The organism is Mycobacterium sp. NPDC050853, assembly GCF_040653875.1.
GTDB lineage: Bacteria > Actinomycetota > Actinomycetes > Mycobacteriales > Mycobacteriaceae > Mycobacterium.
In genome coordinates this window covers 328,653-352,707 of record NZ_JBFAGW010000004.1, presented here as the reverse complement: position 1 = coordinate 352,707, position 24,055 = coordinate 328,653, and the positions used below count along the sequence as shown (strand labels likewise).

General features: G+C 64.1%; 18 protein-coding genes. 9 read left to right on the top strand and 9 right to left on the bottom strand.

Annotated features, from left to right (window positions below):
• Positions 1-19: 19 nt before the first annotated feature.
• The 4 genes from pks2 (at position 20) to AB0H22_RS16320 (ending at position 9,091) form a co-directional block, all read left to right on the top strand.
• Entirely contained in the window at positions 20-6,316 is a 6,297-nt protein-coding gene (gene pks2 / locus AB0H22_RS16335; RefSeq protein WP_358147256.1) for a sulfolipid-1 biosynthesis phthioceranic/hydroxyphthioceranic acid synthase, read from the top strand.
• 36 nt (positions 6,317-6,352) lie between these two features.
• Positions 6,353-7,783 (top strand): condensation domain-containing protein, encoded by a 1,431-nt coding sequence (locus AB0H22_RS16330; protein WP_358147254.1) that lies wholly within the window; start codon positions 6,353-6,355, stop codon positions 7,781-7,783.
• Between the two features lie 59 nt (positions 7,784-7,842).
• Positions 7,843-8,517: a GAP family protein gene (locus AB0H22_RS16325; RefSeq protein WP_358147252.1), complete on the top strand. Its 675-nt coding sequence runs from the start codon at positions 7,843-7,845 to the stop codon at positions 8,515-8,517.
• A gap of 79 nt (positions 8,518-8,596) precedes the next feature.
• Positions 8,597-9,091, top strand: a complete 495-nt coding sequence (locus AB0H22_RS16320; protein ID WP_180748026.1) for a TspO/MBR family protein — start codon at positions 8,597-8,599, stop codon at positions 9,089-9,091.
• 15 nt (positions 9,092-9,106) lie between these two features.
• Here the strand turns inward: AB0H22_RS16320 and AB0H22_RS16315 are convergent, their stop codons facing one another.
• The 6 genes from AB0H22_RS16315 to AB0H22_RS16290 are packed head-to-tail and all read right to left on the bottom strand — an operon-like array spanning position 9,107 to position 14,492.
• A complete protein-coding gene (locus AB0H22_RS16315) occupies positions 9,107-9,814 on the bottom strand; it encodes an anti-sigma factor (protein WP_180748025.1) in 708 nt (235 codons plus the stop codon).
• Positions 9,811-10,392: a sigma-70 family RNA polymerase sigma factor gene (locus AB0H22_RS16310; protein WP_358147249.1), complete on the bottom strand. Its 582-nt coding sequence runs from the start codon at positions 10,390-10,392 to the stop codon at positions 9,811-9,813. The genes AB0H22_RS16315 and AB0H22_RS16310 overlap by 4 nt, the downstream gene beginning before the upstream one ends.
• Positions 10,393-10,394: 2 nt before the next feature.
• On the bottom strand, positions 10,395-11,174 hold the full coding sequence (locus AB0H22_RS16305; protein ID WP_358147247.1) for a DUF1295 domain-containing protein: 780 nt from the start codon (positions 11,172-11,174) through the stop codon (positions 10,395-10,397).
• A complete protein-coding gene (locus AB0H22_RS16300; RefSeq protein WP_358147501.1) occupies positions 11,171-12,412 on the bottom strand; it encodes a class I SAM-dependent methyltransferase in 1,242 nt (413 codons plus the stop codon). The genes AB0H22_RS16305 and AB0H22_RS16300 overlap by 4 nt, the downstream gene beginning before the upstream one ends.
• A 29-nt stretch (positions 12,413-12,441) precedes the next feature.
• The gene (locus tag AB0H22_RS16295) at positions 12,442-13,179 is read right to left on the bottom strand and encodes a DUF1365 family protein (protein WP_255485564.1); all 738 of its coding nucleotides are present in this window, start codon (positions 13,177-13,179) and stop codon (positions 12,442-12,444) included.
• Positions 13,179-14,492 (bottom strand): FAD-dependent oxidoreductase, encoded by a 1,314-nt coding sequence (locus tag AB0H22_RS16290; RefSeq protein ID WP_358147245.1) that lies wholly within the window; start codon positions 14,490-14,492, stop codon positions 13,179-13,181. The genes AB0H22_RS16295 and AB0H22_RS16290 overlap by 1 nt, the downstream gene beginning before the upstream one ends.
• Positions 14,493-14,680: 188 nt before the next feature.
• Here AB0H22_RS16290 and AB0H22_RS16285 point away from each other — a divergent pair, with 188 nt between their 5' ends.
• Positions 14,681-15,574, top strand: coding sequence for a cyclopropane mycolic acid synthase family methyltransferase (locus AB0H22_RS16285; RefSeq protein ID WP_180748020.1), 894 nt, complete (start codon positions 14,681-14,683; stop codon positions 15,572-15,574).
• A 22-nt stretch (positions 15,575-15,596) separates the two neighbouring features.
• The gene (locus AB0H22_RS16280) at positions 15,597-16,229 is read left to right on the top strand and encodes a heme-binding protein (protein WP_358147243.1); all 633 of its coding nucleotides are present in this window, start codon (positions 15,597-15,599) and stop codon (positions 16,227-16,229) included.
• Between the two features lie 93 nt (positions 16,230-16,322).
• Here AB0H22_RS16280 and AB0H22_RS16275 read toward each other — a convergent pair whose 3' ends face one another.
• Positions 16,323-17,099, bottom strand: a complete 777-nt coding sequence (locus AB0H22_RS16275; RefSeq protein WP_358147241.1) for an energy-coupling factor transporter transmembrane protein EcfT — start codon at positions 17,097-17,099, stop codon at positions 16,323-16,325.
• On the bottom strand, positions 17,096-19,060 hold the full coding sequence (locus AB0H22_RS16270) for an ATP-binding cassette domain-containing protein (RefSeq protein ID WP_358147239.1): 1,965 nt from the start codon (positions 19,058-19,060) through the stop codon (positions 17,096-17,098). Before AB0H22_RS16270 ends, AB0H22_RS16275 begins: the two co-directional genes overlap by 4 nt.
• Positions 19,061-19,134: 74 nt before the next feature.
• On the opposite strand from AB0H22_RS16270, the gene cobA reads away from it, so the two are divergent.
• Complete coding sequence (cobA, locus tag AB0H22_RS16265) at positions 19,135-20,337, top strand: uroporphyrinogen-III C-methyltransferase (RefSeq protein ID WP_180748016.1); 1,203 nt, start codon at positions 19,135-19,137, stop codon at positions 20,335-20,337.
• 37 nt (positions 20,338-20,374) lie between these two features.
• Positions 20,375-21,892 carry an MFS transporter gene (locus tag AB0H22_RS16260; protein WP_180748015.1) on the top strand — a complete coding sequence of 506 codons (1,518 nt, stop codon included), beginning with the start codon at positions 20,375-20,377 and terminating at the stop codon, positions 21,890-21,892.
• Here AB0H22_RS16260 and AB0H22_RS16255 read toward each other — a convergent pair.
• Entirely contained in the window at positions 21,889-22,248 is a 360-nt protein-coding gene (locus tag AB0H22_RS16255; RefSeq protein ID WP_180748014.1) for a hypothetical protein, read from the bottom strand. The two genes, AB0H22_RS16260 and AB0H22_RS16255, sit on opposite strands and share 4 nt — an antisense overlap.
• Positions 22,249-22,300: 52 nt before the next feature.
• Here AB0H22_RS16255 and AB0H22_RS16250 point away from each other — a divergent pair, with 52 nt between their 5' ends.
• Positions 22,301-24,043 carry a proline--tRNA ligase gene (locus AB0H22_RS16250; RefSeq protein ID WP_358147237.1) on the top strand — a complete coding sequence of 581 codons (1,743 nt, stop codon included), beginning with the start codon at positions 22,301-22,303 and terminating at the stop codon, positions 24,041-24,043.
• The last annotated feature ends 12 nt before the right edge of the window (positions 24,044-24,055 follow it).

Here is a 24,055-nt window from a genome sequence, read left to right as displayed (position 1 = left end):
TCGAGGAGGGCGTAGCAAGATGACGGACGCGTCTGCAACCCCGGTTGCAGTTATCGGGATGGGATGCCGACTCCCGGGAGGAATCGAATCTCCCGAACAGTTCTGGCAGGCGTTGCTACGCGGTGAGGACTTCATCACCGAGGTCCCGCCGGACCGGTGGGACCTGAGCGAGTACTACGACCCAGAGTCCGGTGTGCCGGGCAAGTCGCCCTCCAAGTGGGGAGCCTTCCTGGACGACGTCGGGGGATTCGACGCGGACTTCTTCAGCATCAATGAGCGGGAAGCCACCTCGATAGACCCTCAGCACCGGGTATTGCTCGAGACCTCTTGGCAGGCAGTGGAACACGCTGGCCTGAATCCGCGGTCACTGGCCGGTTCGCAGACTGCAGTGTTCGTCGGGGTTACCCACAACGACTACCAGCTGCTGGCCGCAGACGCGGGCGACCTGGGAGCCACCTATGGCTTCGCCGGCACCAATCTCAGCATGGCCTCGGGGCGGATCTCTTACGCGCTGGGTGTTCACGGGCCGTCGTATGCGGTAGATGCGGGGTGTGCCTCCGGCCTACTCACAGTGCATATGGCAAGCCAGAGTTTGGCATCGGGTGAGAGCGACCTTGCGCTCGCCGGAGGTGTGAACCTGGTGCTGGAGCCACGCAGGTATGTCGGCGCCTCACAACAGCGCATGTTGTCGCCGACCGGCCGTTGCCACACGTTCGACGAGCAGGCCGATGGTTTCGTGATGTCCGAGGGCTGCGTCGTGCTCCTGCTGAAGCGGCTACCGGATGCGGTGCGCGACGGAGACCGGATTTTGGCGGTAGTGCGCGGTAGCGCCTCAAACCAAGACGGTCGCACCGTGAATCAGTCGACTCCGTCCTCGGAGGCGCAGACGGCGGCTTGCCGCGCGGCACTGGCGGTAGCAGGTGTGGACGCCGACACCATCGGGATGGTCGAGGCGCACGGCACCGGCACCCCGGTGGGTGATCCCATCGAATTCAAGGGCCTTGCACAGGTATACGGGGTCGGTAGCCCCTGCGCCGTGGGCTCGGCGAAGACGAACTTCGGGCACACCATGTCGGCGGCCGGCGCGCTGGGGTTGATGAAGGCCGTTCTTGCCGTGCAGCATGGCGAGGTCCCGCCAAACCTGCACTTCACGGGGATACCGGGCAAGCTTGCCGATGTCGAGACGAATCTGTTTGTACCGCAAGAAGTTACCCCCTGGCCCGGGCAGGCAGGCGTTCCGCGCCGGGCGGCGGTGTCTTCGTATGGGATGTCGGGTTCGAACGTGCACGCCATCGTGGAGCAGGCTCCGCTTGCAGACGCCTCCAGCGTCGTCGCGGACTCTCCACTGGGGGAGCAGCTGCTCTTTCCGCTGTCCTCCACCTCGGTCGATGAACTGCGTCGAACCGCAGGACAATTGGCCGACTGGGTGGCAGGGCGCCCCGATATTTCACTCAACGATGTGGCATACACCCTGGCGCGCCGCAGGGCCCACCGGTCGGTGCGCACCGCCGTGGTGGCCGACGGAATTGAGGAGCTGCTCGAAGGGCTGCGCGAGGTGGCGGGTGGGGACGCTCCCCACCAGCCGGCGGTCGCCCAAGACGACCGGGGCCCGGTGTGGATGTTCTCGGGCCAGGGGTCCCAGTGGGCGGGCATGGGCGCCGAATTGCTCACCAAAGAACCGGTATTCGCCGCAACCATCGCGCGGCTCGAGCCGCTGATCGCCGGGGAGTCCGGGTTCTCGGTGACCGAGGCGATCTCGGCGCCCGAGACAGTCACGGGTATCGACCGGGTCCAGCCCACCTTGTTCGCCATGCAGGTGTCGCTGGCCGCCGCCGTGACGTCCTACGGGATCACTCCGGGAGCTGTCATCGGCCATTCGATGGGCGAGGTCGCCGCCGCGGTGGTGTCAGGGGCGCTCTCGCTGGAGGACGGCGTCCGTGTCATCTGCCGCCGCTCGCGGTTGATGTCCCGTATCGCCGGTTCCGGTGCCATGGCCTCGGTGGATCTTCCTGCCCAGCAGGTCGTTTCCGAGCTTGCTGATCGCGGGATCCACGATGTCGTTCTTGCCGTGGTCGCCTCGCCGCAGTCAACGGTCGTCGGTGGTGCCACCGAAACGGTGCGTGAGCTGATCGCCGAGTGGTCGGATCGCGGGCTGATGGCACGTGAGGTCGCGGTCGATGTTGCGTCGCATTCGCCGCAGGTCGACCCGATTCTCGATGACCTGGCCGACGCTCTCGAAGACCTGACACCGCAGACACCCGTTATCCCGCTTTACTCTTCGGTCACGTTCGATCCGCGTGAACAGGCCGTCATGGATGCCGACTACTGGGTGGATAATCTGCGCCACACGGTGCGGTTCGCGACGGCGGTACAGGCAGCGCTGGACGACGGCTATCGCGTATTCGGGGAGCTGGCGCCCCACCCGCTGTTGGTGTACCCGGCAGAACAAACCGCCCGGGGCCTCGAGATTCCCATGGTGGCGTTGGCAGGTATGCGTCGTGAGCAGGCGCTGCCGCACGGCCTCCGCGGATTCGTGGGAGATCTGCATGCGGCGGGTAGCGCCGTGGATTTCTCGGTGCTCTATCCGTCCGGCGAGCTGGTGGATGTTCCGCTGCCCACCTGGACCCGCCAGTCCTATCTGTTGAGTTCTGCCTCTTCGGCGCAACAGGCCCAGGGCGGCCACACCGTTTCCGTGCATCCATTGCTTGGTGCCCACGTGCGGCTGGCTGAGGAGCCAGAGCGCTATATCTGGCAGGCAGACGTCGGTACGGCCGCCCAACCGTGGATCGCCGATCACCAGGTTCGCCATGTCGCCGTGTACCCGGGTGCCGCGTATTGCGAGATGGCCTTGTCGGCGGCCCGTGCCGTGTTTGGTGAATCTGCTGCGGTTCATGATGTTTCGTTTGAACAACTGCTGACGCTGGGTGAAACGACGCCGATATCGGCGACGGCAACGGTGAAGACCCCGGGTGCGGTCGATTTCGTGGTGGAAACCCTGAGCGAGGGTGACAGCGCAAAACGCGCTACCGCCATCTTGCGGAACGACGGCGGGGCAGACGCCCCCGCCGCCTACGACGTGGCCGCCCTGCGCGCGGAGCACCCACATCTCGCCGCGGGCGACGAGCTTCGAGAGTCGTTTGACGAGAGGGGGGTTCAGTACGGCCCGGCCTTCCAAGGCCTGGCCGCGGCATACGGCGGCGACGAGTCCGTGAGGTCGGTGCTGGCGGAAGTGGCACTGCCCAGGGCCATTCGCGCGCAGCAGACCAGCTACATCGTTCACCCGGCGCTCCTGGATGCCTGCTTCCAATCTGTCATCGCCCTACCGGATGTGCAGGAGGCCAGCAAGAATGCGCTGCCACTTCCCAAGGGCGTACGCAGCTTGCAGGCCTACGATTCCGCACGCAAGGCGCACTACTGCTACACGCGGGTGACGCGGGTGGACGGCAATGAAGTGGAAGCCGATATCGACGTGCTGGATGAGCATGGCGCCGTGCTGCTGGCAGTGCGTGGTTTCCGTTTCGGCGCAGGAGCGTCCGAAGACGAACAACGCGATCAGCTGCTCAACAACCGGCTGCTGGCCATCGAATGGCAACAGCAGCGGTTGCCGGAGGAAACGCCGGCTGGGCGGCGCCGGTGGCTGCTGGTCAGCACGGGCGAGACGGTAGATCCTTGGGCGGCGGAGTTGATCGACTCGCTGAAGCTGCGCGAGGGCGAGGTGACTCCGGTGCAGTGGCGGCCGGACGCCGATCATGCTGCGGTGCTTGAGGTCCTGCGTGAGCAGCTCGCGACGGGCAGTTTCAGCGGTGTGCTCATCGTGACGGCGCCGGCAGACGCTGCCGGTCCGCCCGGCGCCGCGCTCCAGGGTGCGGTGCAGGTGCGGCATGTGGTGCGTATCAGCAGCGAACTAGTCGACCTGCCGGGCGAATCGCCGCGGCTGTATGTGCTGACTCGCGACGCGCAGACGGTGGTGCCCGGCGATGTGACCAACCTTGAGCAGGCGGGTCTGCGCGGTCTGGTGCGCGTCATCGGTGCCGAGTACCCGCATTTGCGGGTCACCCATATCGATGTCGACGGCCACACCGATGCCCAGAATGTGGCGGGGGAGTTGGTCTCTGGCTCCGAGGAGGACGAGACGGCGTGGCGCGGAGGGCAGTGGTACCGGGCGCGCCTGAACCTGGGCCCGCTGGGACCCGACGAATGGCACACCACCAGTGCTGCTCCGGGTAGTGAGGGCGTGCAGTTCGAGGTCCGCACGCCCGGGGACCTGCAGTCGCTCGGATTCGTCGCATTTGACCGGGTGCCGCCGGGGCCGGGACAGATCGAAGTTTCGGTCACGGCCACCAGCATCAACTTCGCCGATGTGCTGAACGTGTATGGCCGGTACTCGAGTTTCGAAGGGCGACAGGAGCTCGGCGTCGATTTCGCGGGTGTCGTGACGGCCGTCGGTCCGGGTGTCACCGAACACCGGATCGGCGACCGCGTCGGCGGTATGACGCCCCACGGTGCCTGGAAGAGCTTCGTCGTGGTCGATGAGAACCTCGCGGCGACACTTCCTTCGGAAGTACCCGATCAGGAAGCCGCGGCGGTCCCCGGCGCCCACGTCACCGCCTGGTACGGCTTGCACGAGCTGGCCAGGATCTCCGCACGGGACAAGGTGCTGATCCACTCCGGTACCGGTGGTGTCGGACAGGCAGCGATAGCCATCGCGCGCGCCGCGGGTGCCGAGATCTATGCCACCGCGGGCAGTGCCGAGCGTCGGGACTTGTTGCGCAGTTGGGGTATCGAACACGTTTATGACTCGCGCAGTACGGAATTCGCCGAGTTGATCCGTCGCGACACCGACGGGTACGGAGTTGACATCGTGCTCAACTCGCTCACCGGTGCCGCCCAGCGGGCCGGCCTGGAGCTGCTGACCTTCGGTGGCCGCTTCATCGAGATCGGCAAGCTCGATATCTACGGTGACACCCGGCTCGGGCTCTACCCCTTCCGGCGCAATCTCGCCTTCTATGCCGTCGACTTGGTGCTCGTGGCGAAGACCCGGCCAGAAGTGATTCACCGGACTCTGAGTGCCCTGTATCAGCAGATGGCAGATGGTGTGCTCCCGCTGCCGGAGATCTCATTCTCTCCGCTGCAGGATGCTGCCGAGTCGATTCGGGTGATGGGTGCCGCCGGGCACACCGGCAAGCTGGTGCTGGACCTGCCCAAGGTCGGTCAAGTCGCCGCGGTGATACCGCCTTCGCACGCGCGGTCTTTCCGCACGGACGGCGCGTACATCATCACCGGTGGCCTTGGCGGCCTGGGCTTGTTCCTCGCCGGAAAGCTGGCGGCGGCTGGATGCGGGCAGATCATTCTCAACGGCCGCAGTGCCCCCAAGCCGGAGACGCTGGACATCATCGACGGGATTCGGGAGCACGGTACCCAGGTCGATGTGGTCCTTGGCGATATCGCAGAGCCGGGGACGGCGCAGCGGCTGGTTGCGGCCGCGACCGAGTCGAGATTCCCGGTACGCGGTGTGCTGCATGCCGCGGCACTTGTCCACGATGCCACGCTCACCAATATCACCGATGAGCTCATCGATCGCGGTGACTGGCGGCCCAAGGTGCACGGCGCGTGGAACCTGCACGAGGCCACCGCGGAACAACCGCTGGACTGGTTCTGCTCGTTCTCGTCGATCGCCGCGCTGGTGGGCTCCCCGGGGCAGGGTGCCTACGCGGCGGCCAACAGCTGGTTGGACGGATTCACGCACTGGCGGCGGGCAAAGGGCTTGCCGGCTACGGTCATTGCCTGGGGTGCGTGGTCTGAGATCGGGCAGGGCACCCACCTGGCGAATGCGGACGCGGCCATCCTCCCGGATGAGGGCGCCTATGCCTTTGACGCGGTGCTACGGCACGACCGTGCCTACACCGCGTACGCGCCGATGGCTGGGATATCCTGGCTGGCCGACTTTGTGGAACGGAGCCCATTCGCGCAGGCGTTCCGCGCCTCGGGCCAAACTCAGACGGAGACAAACAAGTTCCTCGACGAGCTCAAGGCATTGCCTCGTGAGGAATGGCCGACCCTGCTTCGGCGGTTGGTCGGCGAGCAGGTCGGTCTGGTGCTGCGCCGCTCGATCGACCCGGACCGCTCGCTTCCGGACTACGGCCTCGACTCGTTGGGCAATCTCGAAATTCGTACCCGTATCCAAGCGGACACTGGCGTCCGTATCGGCCCGGCCGATGTGTCGACCGTGCGCGCCTTGGCGACGCACTTGTTCGACAGGTTGGCAGAGCAGGAGCCCGAGAGTGGCACGGTCGGCGCGGCCGCGCCGACTTCCTGACGCAACCGCAATTATCAAGGCAGAGAAGGGGAAACAATGCGTAGTGGACCAGTCACAGTGTCTCTGACCGACAAGTGGGAGCCTGCTCCCGGCTCGGTCATGTCTTGGCAGCCCTCGCCGTCGTCGTACGCAAAGGCTCTCGAAGCACCGGTGAGTGACGTGCCGCCGAGCTTCATGCAGGTGCAGCATCTGCGCAACTATGTTCGGCAAGCCGCTAAGGGCCTCGACTTCTCGCGGGTGCTTGTCTTTACATTGGATATGCCGGGCCGGTGTGACAAGCGTGCCATGGGCCACGTGATCAACGCCCATCTTCGCCGGCATGACACGTATCGCAGCTGGTTCTCGCTCGACCATGAGCAGAACATTGTCCGCCGTACGATCGCCGATCCGGCAGACGTCCAGTTTGCTCCGGTAAGGCTGGGCGAGATGACGTCGGCAGAGGTGCGGGATTTGGTGGTCTCGGGGACGCCGAACCCGTTCCAGTGGGACTGCTTTCGCTTCGGGATCGTCCAGAGCGCTGGTCATTTCACCTTCTACTTCAGCGTCGACCATCTCCATCTGGATGCGACCTTCGCGCGGTTGCTGATCATGGAGATCCTCATGGGGTACAACGCGCTTGTCCAGGGCGGCGCCCCCATCGATCTCCCGCCTGCAGGCAGCTATGGCGATTACTGCATCCGGCAGCACGACTTCCTCTCCAGTCTGACTCCGGATTCGCTGCCTGTCCGCGACTGGGTCCAGTTCGCCGAGAACAACCGTGGCAGCCTCCCGGACTTCCCACTGCCAATGGGCGATCATTCCGTGCCGTGCGGGACAGCGATAGTGACCGAACAATTGTTGGATGAGCAACAGGCACTGCAATTCGAGTCCACCTGCCTGGAATCGGGTGCACGCTTCATCGGTGGAGTGATGGCGGCCATCGGTTTTGTCGAGCGTGAATTGACCGGTGCGGATACGTATTACGGCATCACCCCCAGTGATGCCCGTGACGAAGCGGACATGTTCACCACCGGCTGGTTCACGGGTCTGGTCCCGATAACCGTCCCGGTCGACGGGTCCTTCGGGGCCGCGGCCCGGGCCGCACAGGAGTCTTTCGACCGGGGCAGGCAACTGGTGAATGTCCCGTTCTACCGGGTCCTGGAGTTGGCGCCCCAGCTGAACTGGCCCCGGCCATACCATCCGATGATCAATTTCTTCGATGGTGGTGCGCCGCCGCTGTCCCAGTTGTTCACCAACCCGCTGCTGGTTACCAACCCCATCGGTCTCTACGCCGAGAGCAAGTCGGTCTACCAGCTGACGATCTTCATCTCGCGATTCCCCACCGAGACGGCACTGACCATTGCGTACCCGGATAACGCGATCGCGCGTGAGTCGATCACCCGTTATGTCGCGCTCCTGAAGTCCATGTTCGCCCGTTTCGCCGGGCAGCATGAGGCCGTGTCCGCGCGGTCCGTCGTCCGGACTTGACGGCAACTGAGAGGTAGACCGCCACCGGGCGAATCGAATTCACTGTCAGAGGGGTCGTCATGTGGACCGTTGTTCTCTTGATGGCGCTTGGGGTGAGCGTCGAGCCCACCCGGCTGGGCCTGACGGTCCTGATGTTGAACAGGCCGCGGCCGCTGCTGCAACTGTTCGTCTTCCTGTGTGGTGCCTTCGCCATGGGGCTGAGTTTGGGGCTGACGCTGTTGTTTCTCCTCCGGGTGTCACCGGCAGGGGAGACGAACATCTCCGGGCCGCACATACAACTCGCGCTGGGTCTGCTCGCGCTGGTGGTTGCGGCGGTGCTGGCAGCCACCCACCGGGCCCGGAGGACTCCCGCGCCGGCACCCGCCCTTGTCGGGAAGATGTCGACGCGGGTGCGTGGCTTCCTGAAGAACAACTCGCTGTGGGTGGCGGGGGTAAGCGGACTGGGAATTGCCTTGCCATCAGCGGACTTTCTCGCGGTAATCGCGCTCATTCATTCCTCGGGTGCCACGCAGTCAATCCAGACCGCGGCATTGCTGTTCTTCAACGTGGTGGCCTTCTCGATGGTGGCACTGCCGCTGTTGAGCTACGCGGCTATGCCCGATAGGACCTACACGATGTTGTCCGCGCTTCATACCTGGGTCCGGTCACGTCGACGGATCGATATCGCGGCCATTGTCGCCGTGCTCGGTCTGCTCATGCTCATGCTCGGAGTGATCGGTCTGCTTCGAGGCTGAGTGGCGTTGTCTCCACTTCGACGAGGGACGGACCTAAACCCAGGACACTTGATTGATGCGCGGCCAGTACGCTCTCTCTATGACTCAAGGGATTTCGCGTAGATGGCCCAGGGAGTTAGCTGGGCTCACTGTGTCCGGTGTGGCGGTAACGGTGGTCGCCGCGATCGGCACGGCTGCTTCGATCAACGCTGCAGATTCCTACGGGCGGCTGCAACAGCCCGCGTGGGCCCCGCCTGCCTGGCTATTCGGTCCTATGTGGACAGCGCTGTATGCGTTGATGGCCGTATCGGCCTGGCTGGTGTGGCGGTCAGGCTCGCCGGAGGACAACCGCACGCCACTGATTGTTTATGGCATCCAGCTCGTTTTGAACATGGCATGGACACCACTATTTTTTGGTCTGGGCTGGCGGGGTCTGGCATTCATTGAGATCCTCGTGCTCTGGGGCTTCATCGCTGCGACTGTTCTGTTGTTTTGGCAGCGAAACCGTTGGGCCGCAGCCCTGCTGCTCCCATACGTGGCCTGGACCACATTCGCGGCAGTCCTGAACTTCTCGGTGTGGCAGCTGAACAACTAGCCGCGCAACGGTTCGCTATTGGATCAGCGGTAGTTGTGCGATGACGGGGCCAGTGGGTGCGGTTGAGCCCGTGCCCTTTTCGAGGGTGAATGCGAGCGCAGTGGAGTCATTGAGGTGAGGTATCACAGCGGTGGTCGACGGTGCGACGGCATGAGTGTCCATTGTTCCGGCTGACTGCGGGCCGCGGTCACTGATCAGCCACATTTGGTAGACGGTCCCCGGTTCCGGGGGCGCGACGTTATTCATAACCAGCACCGCCGTGTTCTTCTCCCGCGAGTAGACGACAGTCGCGGTGCCGCCCGTGGGGATGTTGCCTGTGACGGTCCGGACGTCAGTTGCGGCAAATATCTGCTGCGCATTTGGCGGCTGGGGCCGCAGGATGCCGCCGAGGCCGGCGGCGGCCAGCCCGATCGCAGTGGCCGCTGCGACCGCGACCAGAGGGGCTCTCCAGCGATTGACATTCATTGTCCCGGTTGATCTTCGGGCGTCTTTGGCCACGATCTTAAGCAGCCGAGGGCGGAGCCTGGCAGGCGGTTCGATCGCGGTACTCGCTGCTACTGCCGCCATTGTTTCGCGGGCGGCACGGACTTCCTGGATGAAGGGGAAGCTCTCTTCGGGTGCGGCAGCGGCCAGCCATTGATCGACCTGGTCTCGTTCATCATCGTGCAGCGCGTGCAGTGCATAGGGGGTCGCGACAGTGATGAGGTCGTCAGGTTCGGTCATGGCGTCCCCAGGCATCGGCGCAGCGCTTTGATTGCGTCGCGCATCCGAGATTTGATGGTTGCCAGGTTTGCGGTAAGCCGTTGTGAAACCTGGTTGTAGGTCAGGCCCTCGTAGTAGGCCAAGTGCAGACACTGCCTTTGGTTATCGGTAAGCGTTTGTAAGCATTCGGTGACTTGCCGCTGCTCGTCATCCAGGATCACCGATTCAGCCACCTGATCTGAGGCTCGTTCGATGTTGGCGGCACCGTAGCGTGACTCGCGCTCCGCCGCGGATTGCTCCGAACGCACGCGATCGACGGCACGACGATGGGCCAGGGTCATGATCCAAGCCAGGGGCGAACCGGCTGTGGGGTCGTAGCTTTGAGCCGAACGCCAGATCTGAAGATAGATCTCTTGTGTCGTCTCCTCGCTGTACCCGGGATCCCGCAATACGTGCACAACTAGTCCGAAAACTTGCGCGCGGGTGCGATCGTAGAGTGCGCCAAATGCACCGGTATCGCCGTCGGCGACACTGCGCAACAAAGCATCCAGGTCGCCGGTCACGCCCGTGAGCCTAAACGGATCCTGAAGAATCCTCATAACTATCCCCGCTTCGGGGGAAGTGGCAGGAAAAAGGAAACCCGGCGCTGATAGTCATCGAATCCGGGCCGCCCAGCCATCACCCTCTCAGTGCGCCGGCCCCCGGTGGCGGAGACAAGAAAATATGTCATCAGCACCGGGTAAGGCACCGTCGCCAGGGATTGCCATCCTGTGATGGTGATCAGCCACAGTCCCCACCACAAGCAGGCATCGCCGAAGTAGTTCGGGTGCCGGGTCCAGGCCCACAAACCTTGGTCCATGATCGTGTTCTTGTTGGTCGGGTCCTGTTTGAAACGGCGCAGCTGATAATCGCCTACACCCTCGAAAAGCAGCCCGACGAGCCAGAGAGTTACGCCGGCGGCCAGCACAGGGTGCAGCAGCTCGGGGGTGGGTCCTTCCACAGCGGACCGCTGCACGGGTATCGACACCAGCCACGTCGCGGCGGCTTGGATGCCGAAGATCTTGCGCAGCACATGCGGCACCGAGAAGTTCCCACCAAGCAGGTCCCGATAACGCGGGTCTTCACCTCTGCCGGCCGATTTGACGGCCATGTGCCAGGACAACCGTGCTCCCCAGATCCCGATAAGAATCAGCAGCAGCACCCGCCGCCGCCAGTCGCCGGTGCCAAGTGCAGCGCACACCGCCGCGACGGCCACAAATCCCAGCCCCCACGCCACGTCGACCACGTTGTAGCGGCCGATGCGGTGGCCGATCGCAAAAGCCACGCAATGCACGGCAATGACGGCCCCGAGCGAGGACGCCATGATGATCAAGAAGTTCATTCTCGACCTCGCTGCAAAATCCACTGCTGGACATCGAGATAGCCGGAACGGAAACCAGCTTCCGAATAGGCCAAATACAACTGCCACATGCGGCAGAACACCTCGTCGAAACCCAACATCAAGACGGCGTCGCGTCGCGCGGTGAACTGCTGGCGCCACAGCCGCAGTGTTTCGGCGTAATGGGGACCCAGTGACACCGTATCGACGGTCCGCAGCTGCGTTGTCTGGGTGGTGATCTCGGCGATGGCTGGCATGGAGGGAAGCAACCCGCCGGGAAAAATGTACTTCTGTATCCAGGTGAGGGTGTTGCGGCTGGCCAGCATCCGGTCGTGGGGCATGGTGATCGTCTGCAGAGCCAACCGTCCACCCGGTATAAGCAAGCGGTCGATGGTTTGGAAATACGCTGTCCAGAAATCGAATCCGACGGCTTCGATCATCTCAACCGACACGATGGCGTCATATTGGCCGTCCAGGTCCCGATAGTCGCGAAGCTCAATCTGAACCCGATCGGCTAGCCCGGCAGCTTGCACCCGCTGCCGGGCCAGTTTCTGTTGTTCGATCGACAAGGTGACCGAGCGCACGTGAGCACCCCGGGCAGCCGCAGACACGCACAGTTGTCCCCAGCCGGTCCCGATTTCCAGCACTCGGGTGCCTGGGCCTACCTTCGCGCGGTCCAGGAGGCGGTCTATCTTGCGGCGCTGAGCATCAGCCAATGCCGTTGCGGAAGATGGGATGTGATCGAACAGGGCGCTCGAGTAACTCAGCGTCTCATCCAGGAAGAGGGCGAAAAAGTCATTCGACAGGTCGTAGTGGTATGCAACGTTGCGCTGGGCTTGCCGTGGCTCGTTGCGCTGCGCCCGCGGACTGCGTGGCACAGCCACACGCCGGAAGCGTTGCAGGGCAGGTGTAATGAGCTCACCCGCCGATGCGGCCCAGGGGGTCAGGAAGCCTGTCAGATCGTCGCAGTCCCAGTCGCCGGCCATGTATGCCTCACCGAAACCGATCAGGCCGAACCGGCCCAGGCGGCGTGCTAGCGCCGTGGGCCGCCGGATTCTCATCGTGGGCAGGGATCGATCGGCCGCCCCGACGACCGAGCCATCCGGATACTGCAATCGCACCGGCAGCCGTGCAGCGGCGCGGCGCAGCAGTTTGTCGGCGATGATCGCCCGCGCCGCCGTCAGTGGCCCGCAGGGCACTACCGCGATATCGGGCCAGCGGTGCGGATCGGTTGCCACCACATCAGTTGCGGTGCTATCGAGGTGCCCACTCACTTCACGCCGTCCGTTCCGGCTGAAAGCCTGCGTTGTGTTACCGGCAGGCCCCGCAGCCACAGCCTGATGCCTTCGACACGGATTGCCAGCGCACCCATCAGCGGTGCCAATGGCGTAATGGCCTGCAGCCGCAACAATTCACCGATCCAGGCGGGGCGCCGGGTGCCGCGCATCGAGGCGAAGAACGGCAACTGGCCATCGCGATACAGCCAGATACTGATGTTCAACGTGGCATCGGGACGGTCGGCGCGTACCCGGTATCGGCCGTCAACACCATTGAACGGGGACACGTACAACTGCTTGGTCAGTACGGCATCAGCAGTCGGCGGCAAAAGATACGCGTGACGGCCGCCGTAGGTGTTGTGAACCTCAGCGATCACATGCACAAGATTCCCCGCGCGATCGTGGCACCAGTACAGGCTCAACGGGTTGAAGACGTACCCGAGCACCCGTGCCTGAAGCAACGCCGTGATAGTCCCGCCGCTCCCGGCGATCTGGCGCGAGGCGAGGAACCGGTCAACGCGCTGACGCAGCGTGTCATCAGCATCCCCCCAGAGATGGTCCCGCACTTGGAAATTGGCCAGGCTCGCCAGGCCGCGAGGAAGCCTTGGCAGGTTGTCTATGTCGACGTACCAGCTGTATCCGCGGTAAGTGAAACGGTGCGATACCGGCGATCGCCGCACATGGGTGATACGAGTGCGGTACAGGCACGGAACCATCGGTACCGAAGTCATCACGCGGCCGCCCCTTGCCTGTCGGCAGTCCTGGGCAGCCAAGACCGGCCTAACGATTGGGCGGCCCGCAGACCCGCGATCGCGCCGTCCTCATGGAATCCCCAGCCGTGGTAGGCACCCGCGAACGCGATGCGGCCATCGTTGAGGCTTGGCAGCAGACGCTGAGCAGCAACAGATTCCGAAGTGTAGACCGGGTGTCTATAGGTCATTTCGGCGAGCACTGTCGAGGGATCGACTAGATGCGATCCCCCCAAGGTAACCAAAAATCTTTGCGGCCCAGTCAATCGCATCAGCCGGGTGATGTCATACGTGACCACCACACCCTGGTCGCTGGTCTGGCTCAGGTAGTTCCATGACGCTCGGACGCCTGCGTGGCGAGGCAACAGAGATTCATCGGTGTGCAGCTGCGCGGAATTAGCGACGTATCCAATAGATCCCAATACCTCGCGCTCTGCAGCGGTTGGCTGCGCCAGCAGGCGCAGCGCCTGATCGGAATGTGTCGCGATCACGGCAGCATCGAACAGCCTCGGCGGGTGCCCGTCGGCGGTCACAACAACACCATCCGATGTGCGTGCCGCATGAACGACGATGGTGTTGGTGAACACCTCGTGCAGGCGGCTCACAATAGCGTCGACGTAGGTAACCGAGCCGCCCCGCACGGTCCGCCACTGAGGAGATCCAAACACCGAGAGCATGCCGTGATGGTCAAGAAACCTGAACAAGTACGCCGCCGGGTAACCCATGGCCTGCCCGGGCGGGCACGACCACACAGCGGCGACTAGTGGCGTCAAGAAGCAGTCAATAAAGAACTGCGAAAAACCGTGCTGCTGAACAAACTCCCCGAGGATCGGGGTTTGATCACCTTCCCCGGAACCCGCGAGCAATCGGCGCGCACTATGGTGAAAACGCTTGATTTCCAACAGCATCCAGAGATAGCGAGGATATGCTGCGGCGAGCGAGGCAAAGAGACCACGTGCACCGCGCGCACCGGCGTACTCCAGGCCAACCCTGTCATCACGCACCGACATCGACATGTCCGTTGGAGCCGTGTGGACGCCGAGCTCATCGAACAGCCGGCACAGGGTTGGGTAGGTCCGGTCGTTGTGCACCAAGAACGCCGTGTCCACCGCGACCGTGCCACCACGGCCATCGTCGACGAACTGCGTATGAGCGTGTCCTCCGAAACGGCCATCTGCCTCGTACAAAGTGACCTGGTCGTCAGCGCACAACACGTGGGCTGCGGTCAACCCGGCCACACCGCTTCCGATAACGGCAATAGTTCGGGATTCACTGCGGCCAGATGTTGCGGTCACATCCAGTATTCGGAGTGGGGCGGCGCCTGGATTGGTGTGGGGCCGAATTTTCCTCATATCGACGTGCCCAGCTTTTTTCGAGTCGGACCCATCCAGATAGCTCTCGGCGCCGAATAGAAGAGCAGAGTTCCAGCCGTGCACCCTCACGGCGGGCAGCGCAGCACCCTACGGAAGGTAGTCCCGCTCAGATGTCAGACTCACCGCGGCTGCGGCCGCACTTCGATGATGTGCAGGCGCATTACGACTTGTCGGATGATTTCTTTCGGCTGTTTCTCGATCCCACCCAAACCTATAGCTGCGCGTACTTTGAGCGCGACGATATGACCCTGCAAGAAGCCCAGCTGGCCAAGATCGACCTGGCGCTAGGCAAGCTGGGGCTAGAACCCGGCATGACACTGCTGGATGTGGGCTGCGGATGGGGCGCCACCATCAACCGCGCCCTGGAAAAATACGACGTCAACGTCATCGGCCTGACCCTGAGCAAAAACCAGAAAGCCCACGTCGAAGAACTGTTGGCCAAATCGCCGAGCACCCGCCACAAAAGCGTCCAACTGCACGGCTGGGAAGAATTCGACGGCACCGTCGACCGGATCGTCTCGATCGGCGCGTTCGAACACTTTGGTTTCGATCGCTACAACGACTTCTTCGCGTTCGCCTACAACGCCCTGCCCGACGACGGAGTGATGCTGCTGCACACCATTACCGGGCTGCTCCCCAACGAGGTAACCGCCAAGGGACTGCCGCTGACCTTCGAGCTGGCACGCTTCATCAAGTTCATGCTCACCGACATCTTTCCCGGCGGCCGATTGCCATCCATCCAAATGGTCCGCGAACACGCCGAACAAGCCCACTTCACCTGCACCCGAGTCCAACAACTGCAGCTCCACTACGCCAAAACCCTCGACATCTGGGCAGCCGCACTCGAGGAACACAAAGACCAAGCCATCGCCATCCAGGACAACGAGGTGTACGAGCGCTACATGAAATACCTCACCGGATGCGCAAACTACTTCCGCATCGGCTACATCGACGTCGCACAATTCACCCTCGAGAAGCTGCACCTTCCCTACTTCAAGAAGTAACGGACACCGGAATGAGGAGAAAATGAGTGTCTTCACGACGGTGCCCGCCCTGGGTGCCGAACTGCTCAAGGCGGCAGGAAACACTATCGGGATTCGCGCGGGCACTGAAGAGCCCCAGTACGAGACGCAGCCGCTGACCACTGCGGTGCAGATCAGAAAGTATGGCCGCCGAATCGCAGCAGAGACAGAGGTCCGGGCTAATAACAACCAAGCCCGCAGCGAAGGCTTTCGCCGCCTGGCCGGCTACATATTCGGTAAGAACCACCGGCAGGCCAAAATTGCCATGACCGCGCCAGTAGAGCAACAAAATCAGACCATCGCGATGACGGCCCCTGTTGCCCAATTATCAAGCGCTACAGGTAGTTCAGTGATCCGGTTCTACATGCCGTCAAACTGGTCGATGGCGAGTCTGCCCACCCCCAGCGATAACCGCATCCGGCTCAGTGAGGTGCCCGCCGAAACACTCGCCGTACTGCGATTCAGTGGGGACCGATCAGCCACAACGATCGACAGACGTATCCATGAACTGCTGAATATATTGCGCAACAAAGAGATACAGACCGTGGGGGATCCTCAAGCCTGGTTCTATGACCCGCCGTGGACATTTCCATGTGCTCGACGCAACGAAGTCGCAGTCCCGATCCATACGACGTGAGCCATGGGCGCATTCACGGCGATCGGCACTACTGCGGAGGCGTCAGGCTGAGGAGGACTGCGTGGCGTGAAATAAGCTAATTCGAGTCCTATTTCAGCGCAGCACAAGCGTGAGCGTGAAGACCGCGGCGAGCACTGTCACCGCAAGGATGTCGCGCCATCCAGGCCGCGACGGGTGCGCGGAGATACGACCGGCGCCGCCGCGAGCGGTGATCGCATCACCCATCTCGGTGGCGCGGCGCAGTGAGACGACCATCGCTGCGGTGCACAGATCGACGACTTCGGCACGGCGCGAGAGCTTCTCGGGCTGCGGTGGCTGGAGACGGCGGGCGGCGGCCAGCAGGCGGAATTCGTCGGACAGCATCGGGAACATTCGGAACGCCAGGGATATGGTGACCGCCCAGTCGTCGACGGGTAGCCGCAGGATGCGCAGCGGTCGGCACAGGAGCGCCACCGCGGGCGCGATATCGGCGACTTGGGTGGTCCATGAGACCACCGCGCCGAGGCCGATCAGGACCAGTCCCAGCGAGGTGACGCGCAGAAAATCCAGGAAGCCGCCCACCCCAAGGGTGACTGGTCCGAGCGCAAGTTCCGGGGCGCCGCCGTTGACGATCGTGAACAGGCTGCCCGCTACGACGAGTGCCCAAACCCAGCGCGGCACGGAAGGGACACACCTGGGGGAGATCCCGGCGAGCGCCGCGGTGACCAGGATGAGCAGGGCGATGAGCCCGATCGCGGTCCACGACGGGGTGATGGTCAGCAGCACCGATATGGCCAGCACGGCAATGAGTTTCGTACCGGCCCAGAGCGCATGGACGGGTGACGGACCGGGGACGGGTCGCATCAGCATCAAAGGACGACGTTGACTCATTCGGTAACCACCAGCGTGCCCCGCTCCAGTCGTATGGTGCGGGGGCAGAGCGGGGACAGGCTGTCGGTGTCGTGAGATATCACGACGACGCTCTGGCCGCGGGTGCGGATGCCGGCCAGGAGCTCGATCAAATCGGACTGCGCATCGGCATCCAGGCCCGCGAGGGGTTCGTCGAGAATCAGCAGTCGCGGAGAGCGAGCGAGCAGCCCGGCCAGGGCAACTCGCCGCAGTTGTCCTCCGCTGAGCCGGTCGATCAGCACGCCGGAGATCTCAGGGTCCAGGCTGACCGAGGCAAGTGCCCGGTGGACGCTGGCGATATCGGTAACCGAGAATCCCGCCAACGCGGCCACCGCCGCACCGGCATGGCCACGCAGCAGCTGCAATCGCGCCGCCTGGAAGCACAATGCGACCGCACCTACCTGCGCAGCGGTGGGCTTTCCGTCGAGTAGGCATTGGCCGGCCGAGGGGTCCAGCAGGCCGGCCATGATCCAGGCGAGCGTGGACTTGCCGGAACCGTTGCCGCCGCAGAGCAGCACGCCGTCACCGGAGTTGATGCGCAATGAGACATCCCGCAGTACAGGTGTGGACCAGGGGGTGCCCGCGGCATAGTCAAAGGACACGTTCTGTACATCGAGAATCGTTCCGCCGCCAGATGATTCGGCAGGGGAGACATCCGGCCAGGGCCCGCGCAAGGCGGCGGCGCCCCCGCCAAGGGCCACCACGCGGTCGGCGGCGGCCGCTTCTTCCGGATAGTGCGTGATGTGCACGAGCCCCAGGCGGTGGTGTGCGGTAAGCCCGTCGAGGACGCTGATCAGGGTCTGGCGACCATCTTGGTCGACCATGGTGGTTACCTCATCGGCGACCAGCAGTGCGGGCTCGCGGGCGAGCGCCGAGGCCACCGCAAGCCGCTGCAGCTCCCCGCCCGAGAGCCCCGCTGTATCGCGATCGCCCATGCCGCCCAAACCAACTTCGTCGAGCAGGCTTTCGGTATCGATCTGCCGGTCATGCGGCAATCCCCAGACGATGTCGTCGGCGATGCGCAGTCCCAGCACCTGACTTTCTGGATGCTGCAGCACGAGGGCCGTACCACCCACGCGGCCCAGTCCGACTCCCGTCGCGCGCTCGACGGTGCCCGTGGTGGGCGCGACACCCGCCAGGATGCGCATCAGGGTCGACTTGCCGGAGCCGTTGGCGCCGGTCACCGCGATGTGCTCACCGACGTCGACCCGCATGGTCACCGGAGCCAGCGCGTCACGGTCGGCTCCCGGGTATCGATAGGCGGCCTGGGTCAGGACCACAGGCAACGGACCAGGGGGAGCGTCATCGTGCGCTGCGGGCAGTATCCCGACCGACGACAGATCGGTAACCTCCTCGAGCCGCCGCAGGACCGGAGTAAGCACTCGCCATCCGAATGAGGTGCCGAAGATCACGATGAGCCACACCGAGACGCCAAAGAACCACGGCCAGTGCACGAGCCAGCCCTGCACGGCGCGGTTCAGCCCCGCCGCGCCGTCGCCGAGCACCGGCACTCCTTGCAGCAGCGTCGCGAACCCGCCGACATTGGCTGCGACGGCGCCCAGAACCACCTCGCGCAGCGCGGCGAGGGCCGCGAAGATACCGACACAGAAGGTGGAGACCACCACGCCCCACACCGCCGCGACCGCGAACATCGTTGCCGCGCCACGACTCCGGCGTTTCACCTGGCCGGCAATCGCGCCCATATACACGCAGGTCAAGGCCGATACCAGGCCGCCGAAGCCCGCGATCAGAAAGCTGATGAGGCCGGCGGCGACGGAGGCCGCCAATGCCACGCGTAGCCGGTGTCGGTAGCAGAGCACTCCCATCGGCACCGAGCCCAGCCAGGCGAAGACCACCGCGCCGGGCAGCACGATGGACACCACGGCGATCGCACCCATCAGGGCAGCGGTCATCGCGGCCTGGGCCAACTCCGCTGGTTGCATGCGATTCGGTTGCACTGGGCCGATTAGAGCACGGCTGCAGTGCCTGTCGATTGATCCCCACGTAAACTCGCGCGGTGACTCATGACGCCTACCTCGTCGGCCTCCGTCTTGCGGGACGCAAGGTCGTAGTTGTCGGCGCCGGATCCGTCGCGCAGCGGCGTCTCGGCTTGCTGGTGGCCAGCGGTGCCGATGTCCACGTGATCGCTCCCAGTGCGACCCCGGCGGTCGAAGGCATGGCCTCGATCACCCTCAATCTCAGGCCATACGAGGACGGCGACCTCGACGGGGCCTGGTACGCCATCGCTTGCACCGATGACCCGGCCGTCAACGCCGCGGTGGTGTCGGAATCCGAGCGACGCCGTATCTTCTGCGTCCGGGCCGATTCCGCCCGGGAGGGCACCGCCGTCACTCCTGCCTCCTTTAACCACGACGGCATCGCGGTCGGTGTCTTGACCGGTGGTCAGCACAAACGGTCGGCGGCGCTACGTTCGGCCATCCACGAGGCACTGCAACGCGGGCTTATCGCTGAGGATGTGACCACCGAGAAACCTGCCGGTGTGGCACTCGTCGGTGGAGGGCCGGGTGATCCTGACCTCATTACGGTGCGTGGGCGCCGGCTGCTCGCGCAGGCCGATGTGGTTGTCGCCGACCGGCTCGCCCCCGCCGAGTTGCTTGCTGATCTCGGCCCCCATGTCGAGGTCATCGACGCCGCGAAGATCCCGTACGGCCGCGCGATGGCCCAGCAGGAAATCAACCGGGTGCTGATTGAGCGGGCGCAGGCCGGAAAGTTTGTCGTTCGTCTCAAGGGCGGTGACCCCTTCGTCTTCGCGCGCGGTTACGAGGAGGTGCTGGCCTGCATCGACGCTGGCGTCGCGGTAACCGTTGTACCCGGTGTTACCAGTGCAATCGCCGTTCCTGCGGCGGCAGGGGTGCCCGTCACCCACCGCGCCGTGAACCACGAGTTCGTGGTCGTCAGCGGTCATGTCGCACCGGGGCATCCGGAATCGTTAGTCAATTGGGATGCGCTTGCTGCTCTCAAGGGAACCATCGTGTTGCTGATGGCCGTTGAGCGCATCGAGCAGTTCGCGAAGGTGCTCATTGAGGGTGGCCGACCTGCGGATACTCCGGTACTGGTGGTGCAACACGGCACCACCGACGAGCAACGCGTGTTACGCGCGGACCTTGCCAGTGCGCCAGAGCGTATTCGCTCTCAGGGCATTAGGCCGCCGGCAATAATCGTCATCGGCCCCGTTGCTGCTTACGGCGCCTCTTTGTGACCTAAGCGCACGTTAAGAGGACGGTAAGGTGTCCTCCATGCCTGCCCTCAGCGTCGAGCAGCTCACTCAAAAGGCGCGAGAACTCCTGCCTTCCCGGCACTATCTGTACGCCGTCATCGCGATCGCCGGTATGCAGTTTCTGGCCACCATGGACGGCACCATCGCGGTTGTCACGCTGCCGAAGATTCAGGCCGAGCTGCACCTCAATGACGCCACCCGAAGCTGGGTCATCACGGCGTACATGCTGTCTTTCGGTGGGTTGATGTTGCTCGGCGGACGCCTCGGTGACACCTTCGGCCGTAAGCGCGTGTTCATCGGCGGCATTGCGCTGTTCACCCTCGCCTCCATTGGGGTGGGTATCGCACAAGAGGACATCGGGTTGGCCGTCTTCCGTCTCATCCAGGGTGTGGGCGCCGCCATCGCATCTCCCACAGCGCTGGCATTGGTCGCGACCACCTTCCCCAAGGGGCCGCTGCGCACCGCCGCCGTCGCGGTGTTCGGCGCCATGACGGGGGTGGGCTCCATCGCCGGACTGATCGTCGGCGGCGCGCTGGCGGAGGTGTCCTGGCGTCTGGCCTTCCTTATCAATGTGCCCGCCGGTGCGCTGATGATCTACCTCGCCGTGCGATCACTGACCGAGACCGAACGCGAGCCGATGAAGCTGGACGTCACGGGATCGGTGCTGGCCACCCTCGGCTGTACCGCCGCGGTGTTCGGCTTCACCCAGGGACCCGACCGCGGATGGGATTCGGCCTACACGATCGTGGCGCTGGTCGTCGCGGCTGTGCTCCTGATCGCATTCCTGGTCGTCGAACGCACCGCGGAGAACCCGGTGCTGCCGCTTAGCCTGTTCAAGGACCGCAATCGGGTTGCCACCTTCGCGGCGATCTTCCTGGCCGGCGGCGTGCTCTTCACCCTGACCATCACCATCGGCCTGTACATGCAGGATCTGATGAAATACAGCCCGCTGCGAACCGGAGTCTCCGCCATTCCGTTCGTCGTCGGCATGGGGATCGGCCTGGCCCTGTCTTCACAACTCGTCACGCGAGTGGCGCCTCGGGTGCTGATTTTGTGCGGCGGTGTCGTGGTGTTCGCGGCAATGCTGTACGGCTCGACGGTTGACCGGGCCATCGATTACTTCCCGGATTTTGCGACGCTTATCTTCGTCGGTGGACTCGGTATCGGCACCATCGTGGTGCCGGTGATCCTCTCGGCCATCACCGGAGTGGATGTCGACCGTATCGGGCCGCTGTCTGCCATCGCCCTCATGCTGCAAAATCTGGGTGGCCCAATAGTTCTGGTGATCATCCAGGCGATCATCACCTCGCGGACGCTGTACCTGGGCGGCGTCACGGGGCCGGTGCAGAACATGAACCAAGCGCAGTTGCACGCCCTCGATCACGGCTATACCTACGGCCTGTTGTGGATTGCCGGAACGGCCGTCCTGGTGGGAGTGGCAGCGTTGTTCATCAGCTACAGCGCCGGCGATGTCGCGCATGCACAGAAGGCGCAGACCGCGCACGATCAGGGTCTAGACGAAGAACAACCGGCCTAACAGTCTTGCGGGGTGTCGTCTCCGGCGCGGAACAGTAGTCCGTTGGTGATGGGTACGCCGTCATTCACCGTGATGTGGCACGACATTCGGAACACACTCGGAGCCCCGACCGCGGTCACGCGCAGCACGGGCGGCGTGCCATTCAGCGTGGCAGTGCGCTCCCAGTAGTACCCGGCGAAGGTGTGTCCGGACTCTTCCCGGAGCCGGCCACCATCCTGATATTGGACGGTGAAGTCAGAGTTGCCGATTCCGATTGCCGACAACGAATACTTCACGGTGGCCGGGGAGGCGTCGGCAGGCGCCGCGATTCCCAGGCCGAACATCGCCACCGCCGGAATGATCGCCCACGCACGCATGCGTTCGATGCTAGCCGGAGGCCTCGACGGCGCGCCGATATGCTGTGCAACCGTGATTACCCGACTTTCCGAGCTATTCGTACGCACGCTGCGCGACGACCCGGCCGACGCAGAGGTTCCCAGCCATAAGCTGCTCATCCGCGCGGGCTATGTGCGCCCCATTGCGCCGGGTGTGTACAGCTGGCTACCGCTCGGCCTTCGGGTCCTCCGCAAGATCGAGAACATCGTCCGCGAAGAGATGAATGCCATTGGCGGCCAGGAGATCCTGCTGCCCGCTCTGCTTCCGCGCGCGCCGTATGAGACCACGAACCGATGGACCGAGTACGGCGATTCGCTGTTCCGGCTCAAGGATCGGCGCGGTAACGACATGATGCTCGGCCCCACGCACGAGGAGCTCTTCGCGCTCACCGTGAAGGGGGAGTACAGCTCCTACAAGGATTTCCCGGTCATCCTCTACCAGGTCCAGACGAAGTACCGGGACGAGGCGCGTCCGCGCGCGGGCATTCTGCGTGGCCGCGAATTCGTCATGAAGGACTCGTACTCGTTCGATACCTCCGATGACGGGCTCAAGGCGGCCTATCACGCGCACCGTGAGGCGTACCAACGGATCTTCGGCCGGCTGGGCCTGGACTATGTGATTGTGGCCGCCACCTCGGGAGCCATGGGCGGTAGTGCATCCGAGGAGTTCCTCGCCGAAAGCCCCACTGGCGAAGACACTTTCGTGCGGTGCGTGGAATCTGGATACGCCGCCAACGTCGAGGCGGTCGTCACACCGGCACCGCCGGCTCAGCCCATCGAGGGCCTTCCGGAAGCGGTCGTGCACGAGACCGGCGACACCCCGACCATTGCGACGCTGGTCGACTGGGCCAACTCGGTCGATCTCGGCAGGTCTGTCACCGCCGCCGACACTCTGAAGAACATTCTGCTGAAGGTGCGTCAGCCAGGTGGCGAGTGGGAGTTGCTCGCCGTTGGCGTACCCGGGGATCGTGAGGTTGACGACAAGCGCCTCGGCGCCGCGCTGGAGCCCGCCGAGTACGAGATGCTCGGTGACGCCGACTTCGCCAAGCATCCGTTCCTGGTGCGCGGCTACATCGGACCGAAGGGATTGATCGCCAACGGGGTTCGCTACCTCGTGGATCCGAGGATCGTGGAGGGCACCAGTTGGATCACCGGTGCCGATGAACCCGGCAAGCACGTGGTCAACCTCGTCGCCGGGCGCGACTTCACCCCCGACGGCACCATCGAGGCCGCCGAGGTGCGCGACGGCGACCCATCACCCGATGGCGTCGGCCGGCTGGTGTCGGCACGCGGGATCGAGATAGGCCACATTTTCCAGTTGGGCCGCAAGTACACCGATGCGTTCACCGTCGACGTGCTCGGCGAGAACGGCAAACCGGTGCGGCTCACCCAGGGCTCCTACGGTGTCGGCGTCTCGCGGCTAGTAGCCGTCGTCGCCGAGCAGCAGCACGACGAGCTCGGGCTGCGCTGGCCCGCCGCGGTATCGCCGTTCGATGTGCACGTCGTCATCGCCAACAAGGACGCCGCAGCACGTGCGGGTGCCGAGGAGCTGGCCGCGGACCTGGACCGGTTGGGTCACGAGGTGCTCCTCGACGATCGGACCGCCTCACCGGGGGTCAAGTTCAAGGACGCCGAGCTGCTCGGAGTGCCCTGGATCGTGGTGATCGGCCGCGGTTGGGCCGACGGAACCGTCGAGCTGCGAAATCGGCTCACGGGGGAGGTGCAAGCCATCGCGGCGACCGATGCCGTGGCGTCCATCACACAGGCGATTCGGTAGAGCGATAGGGTA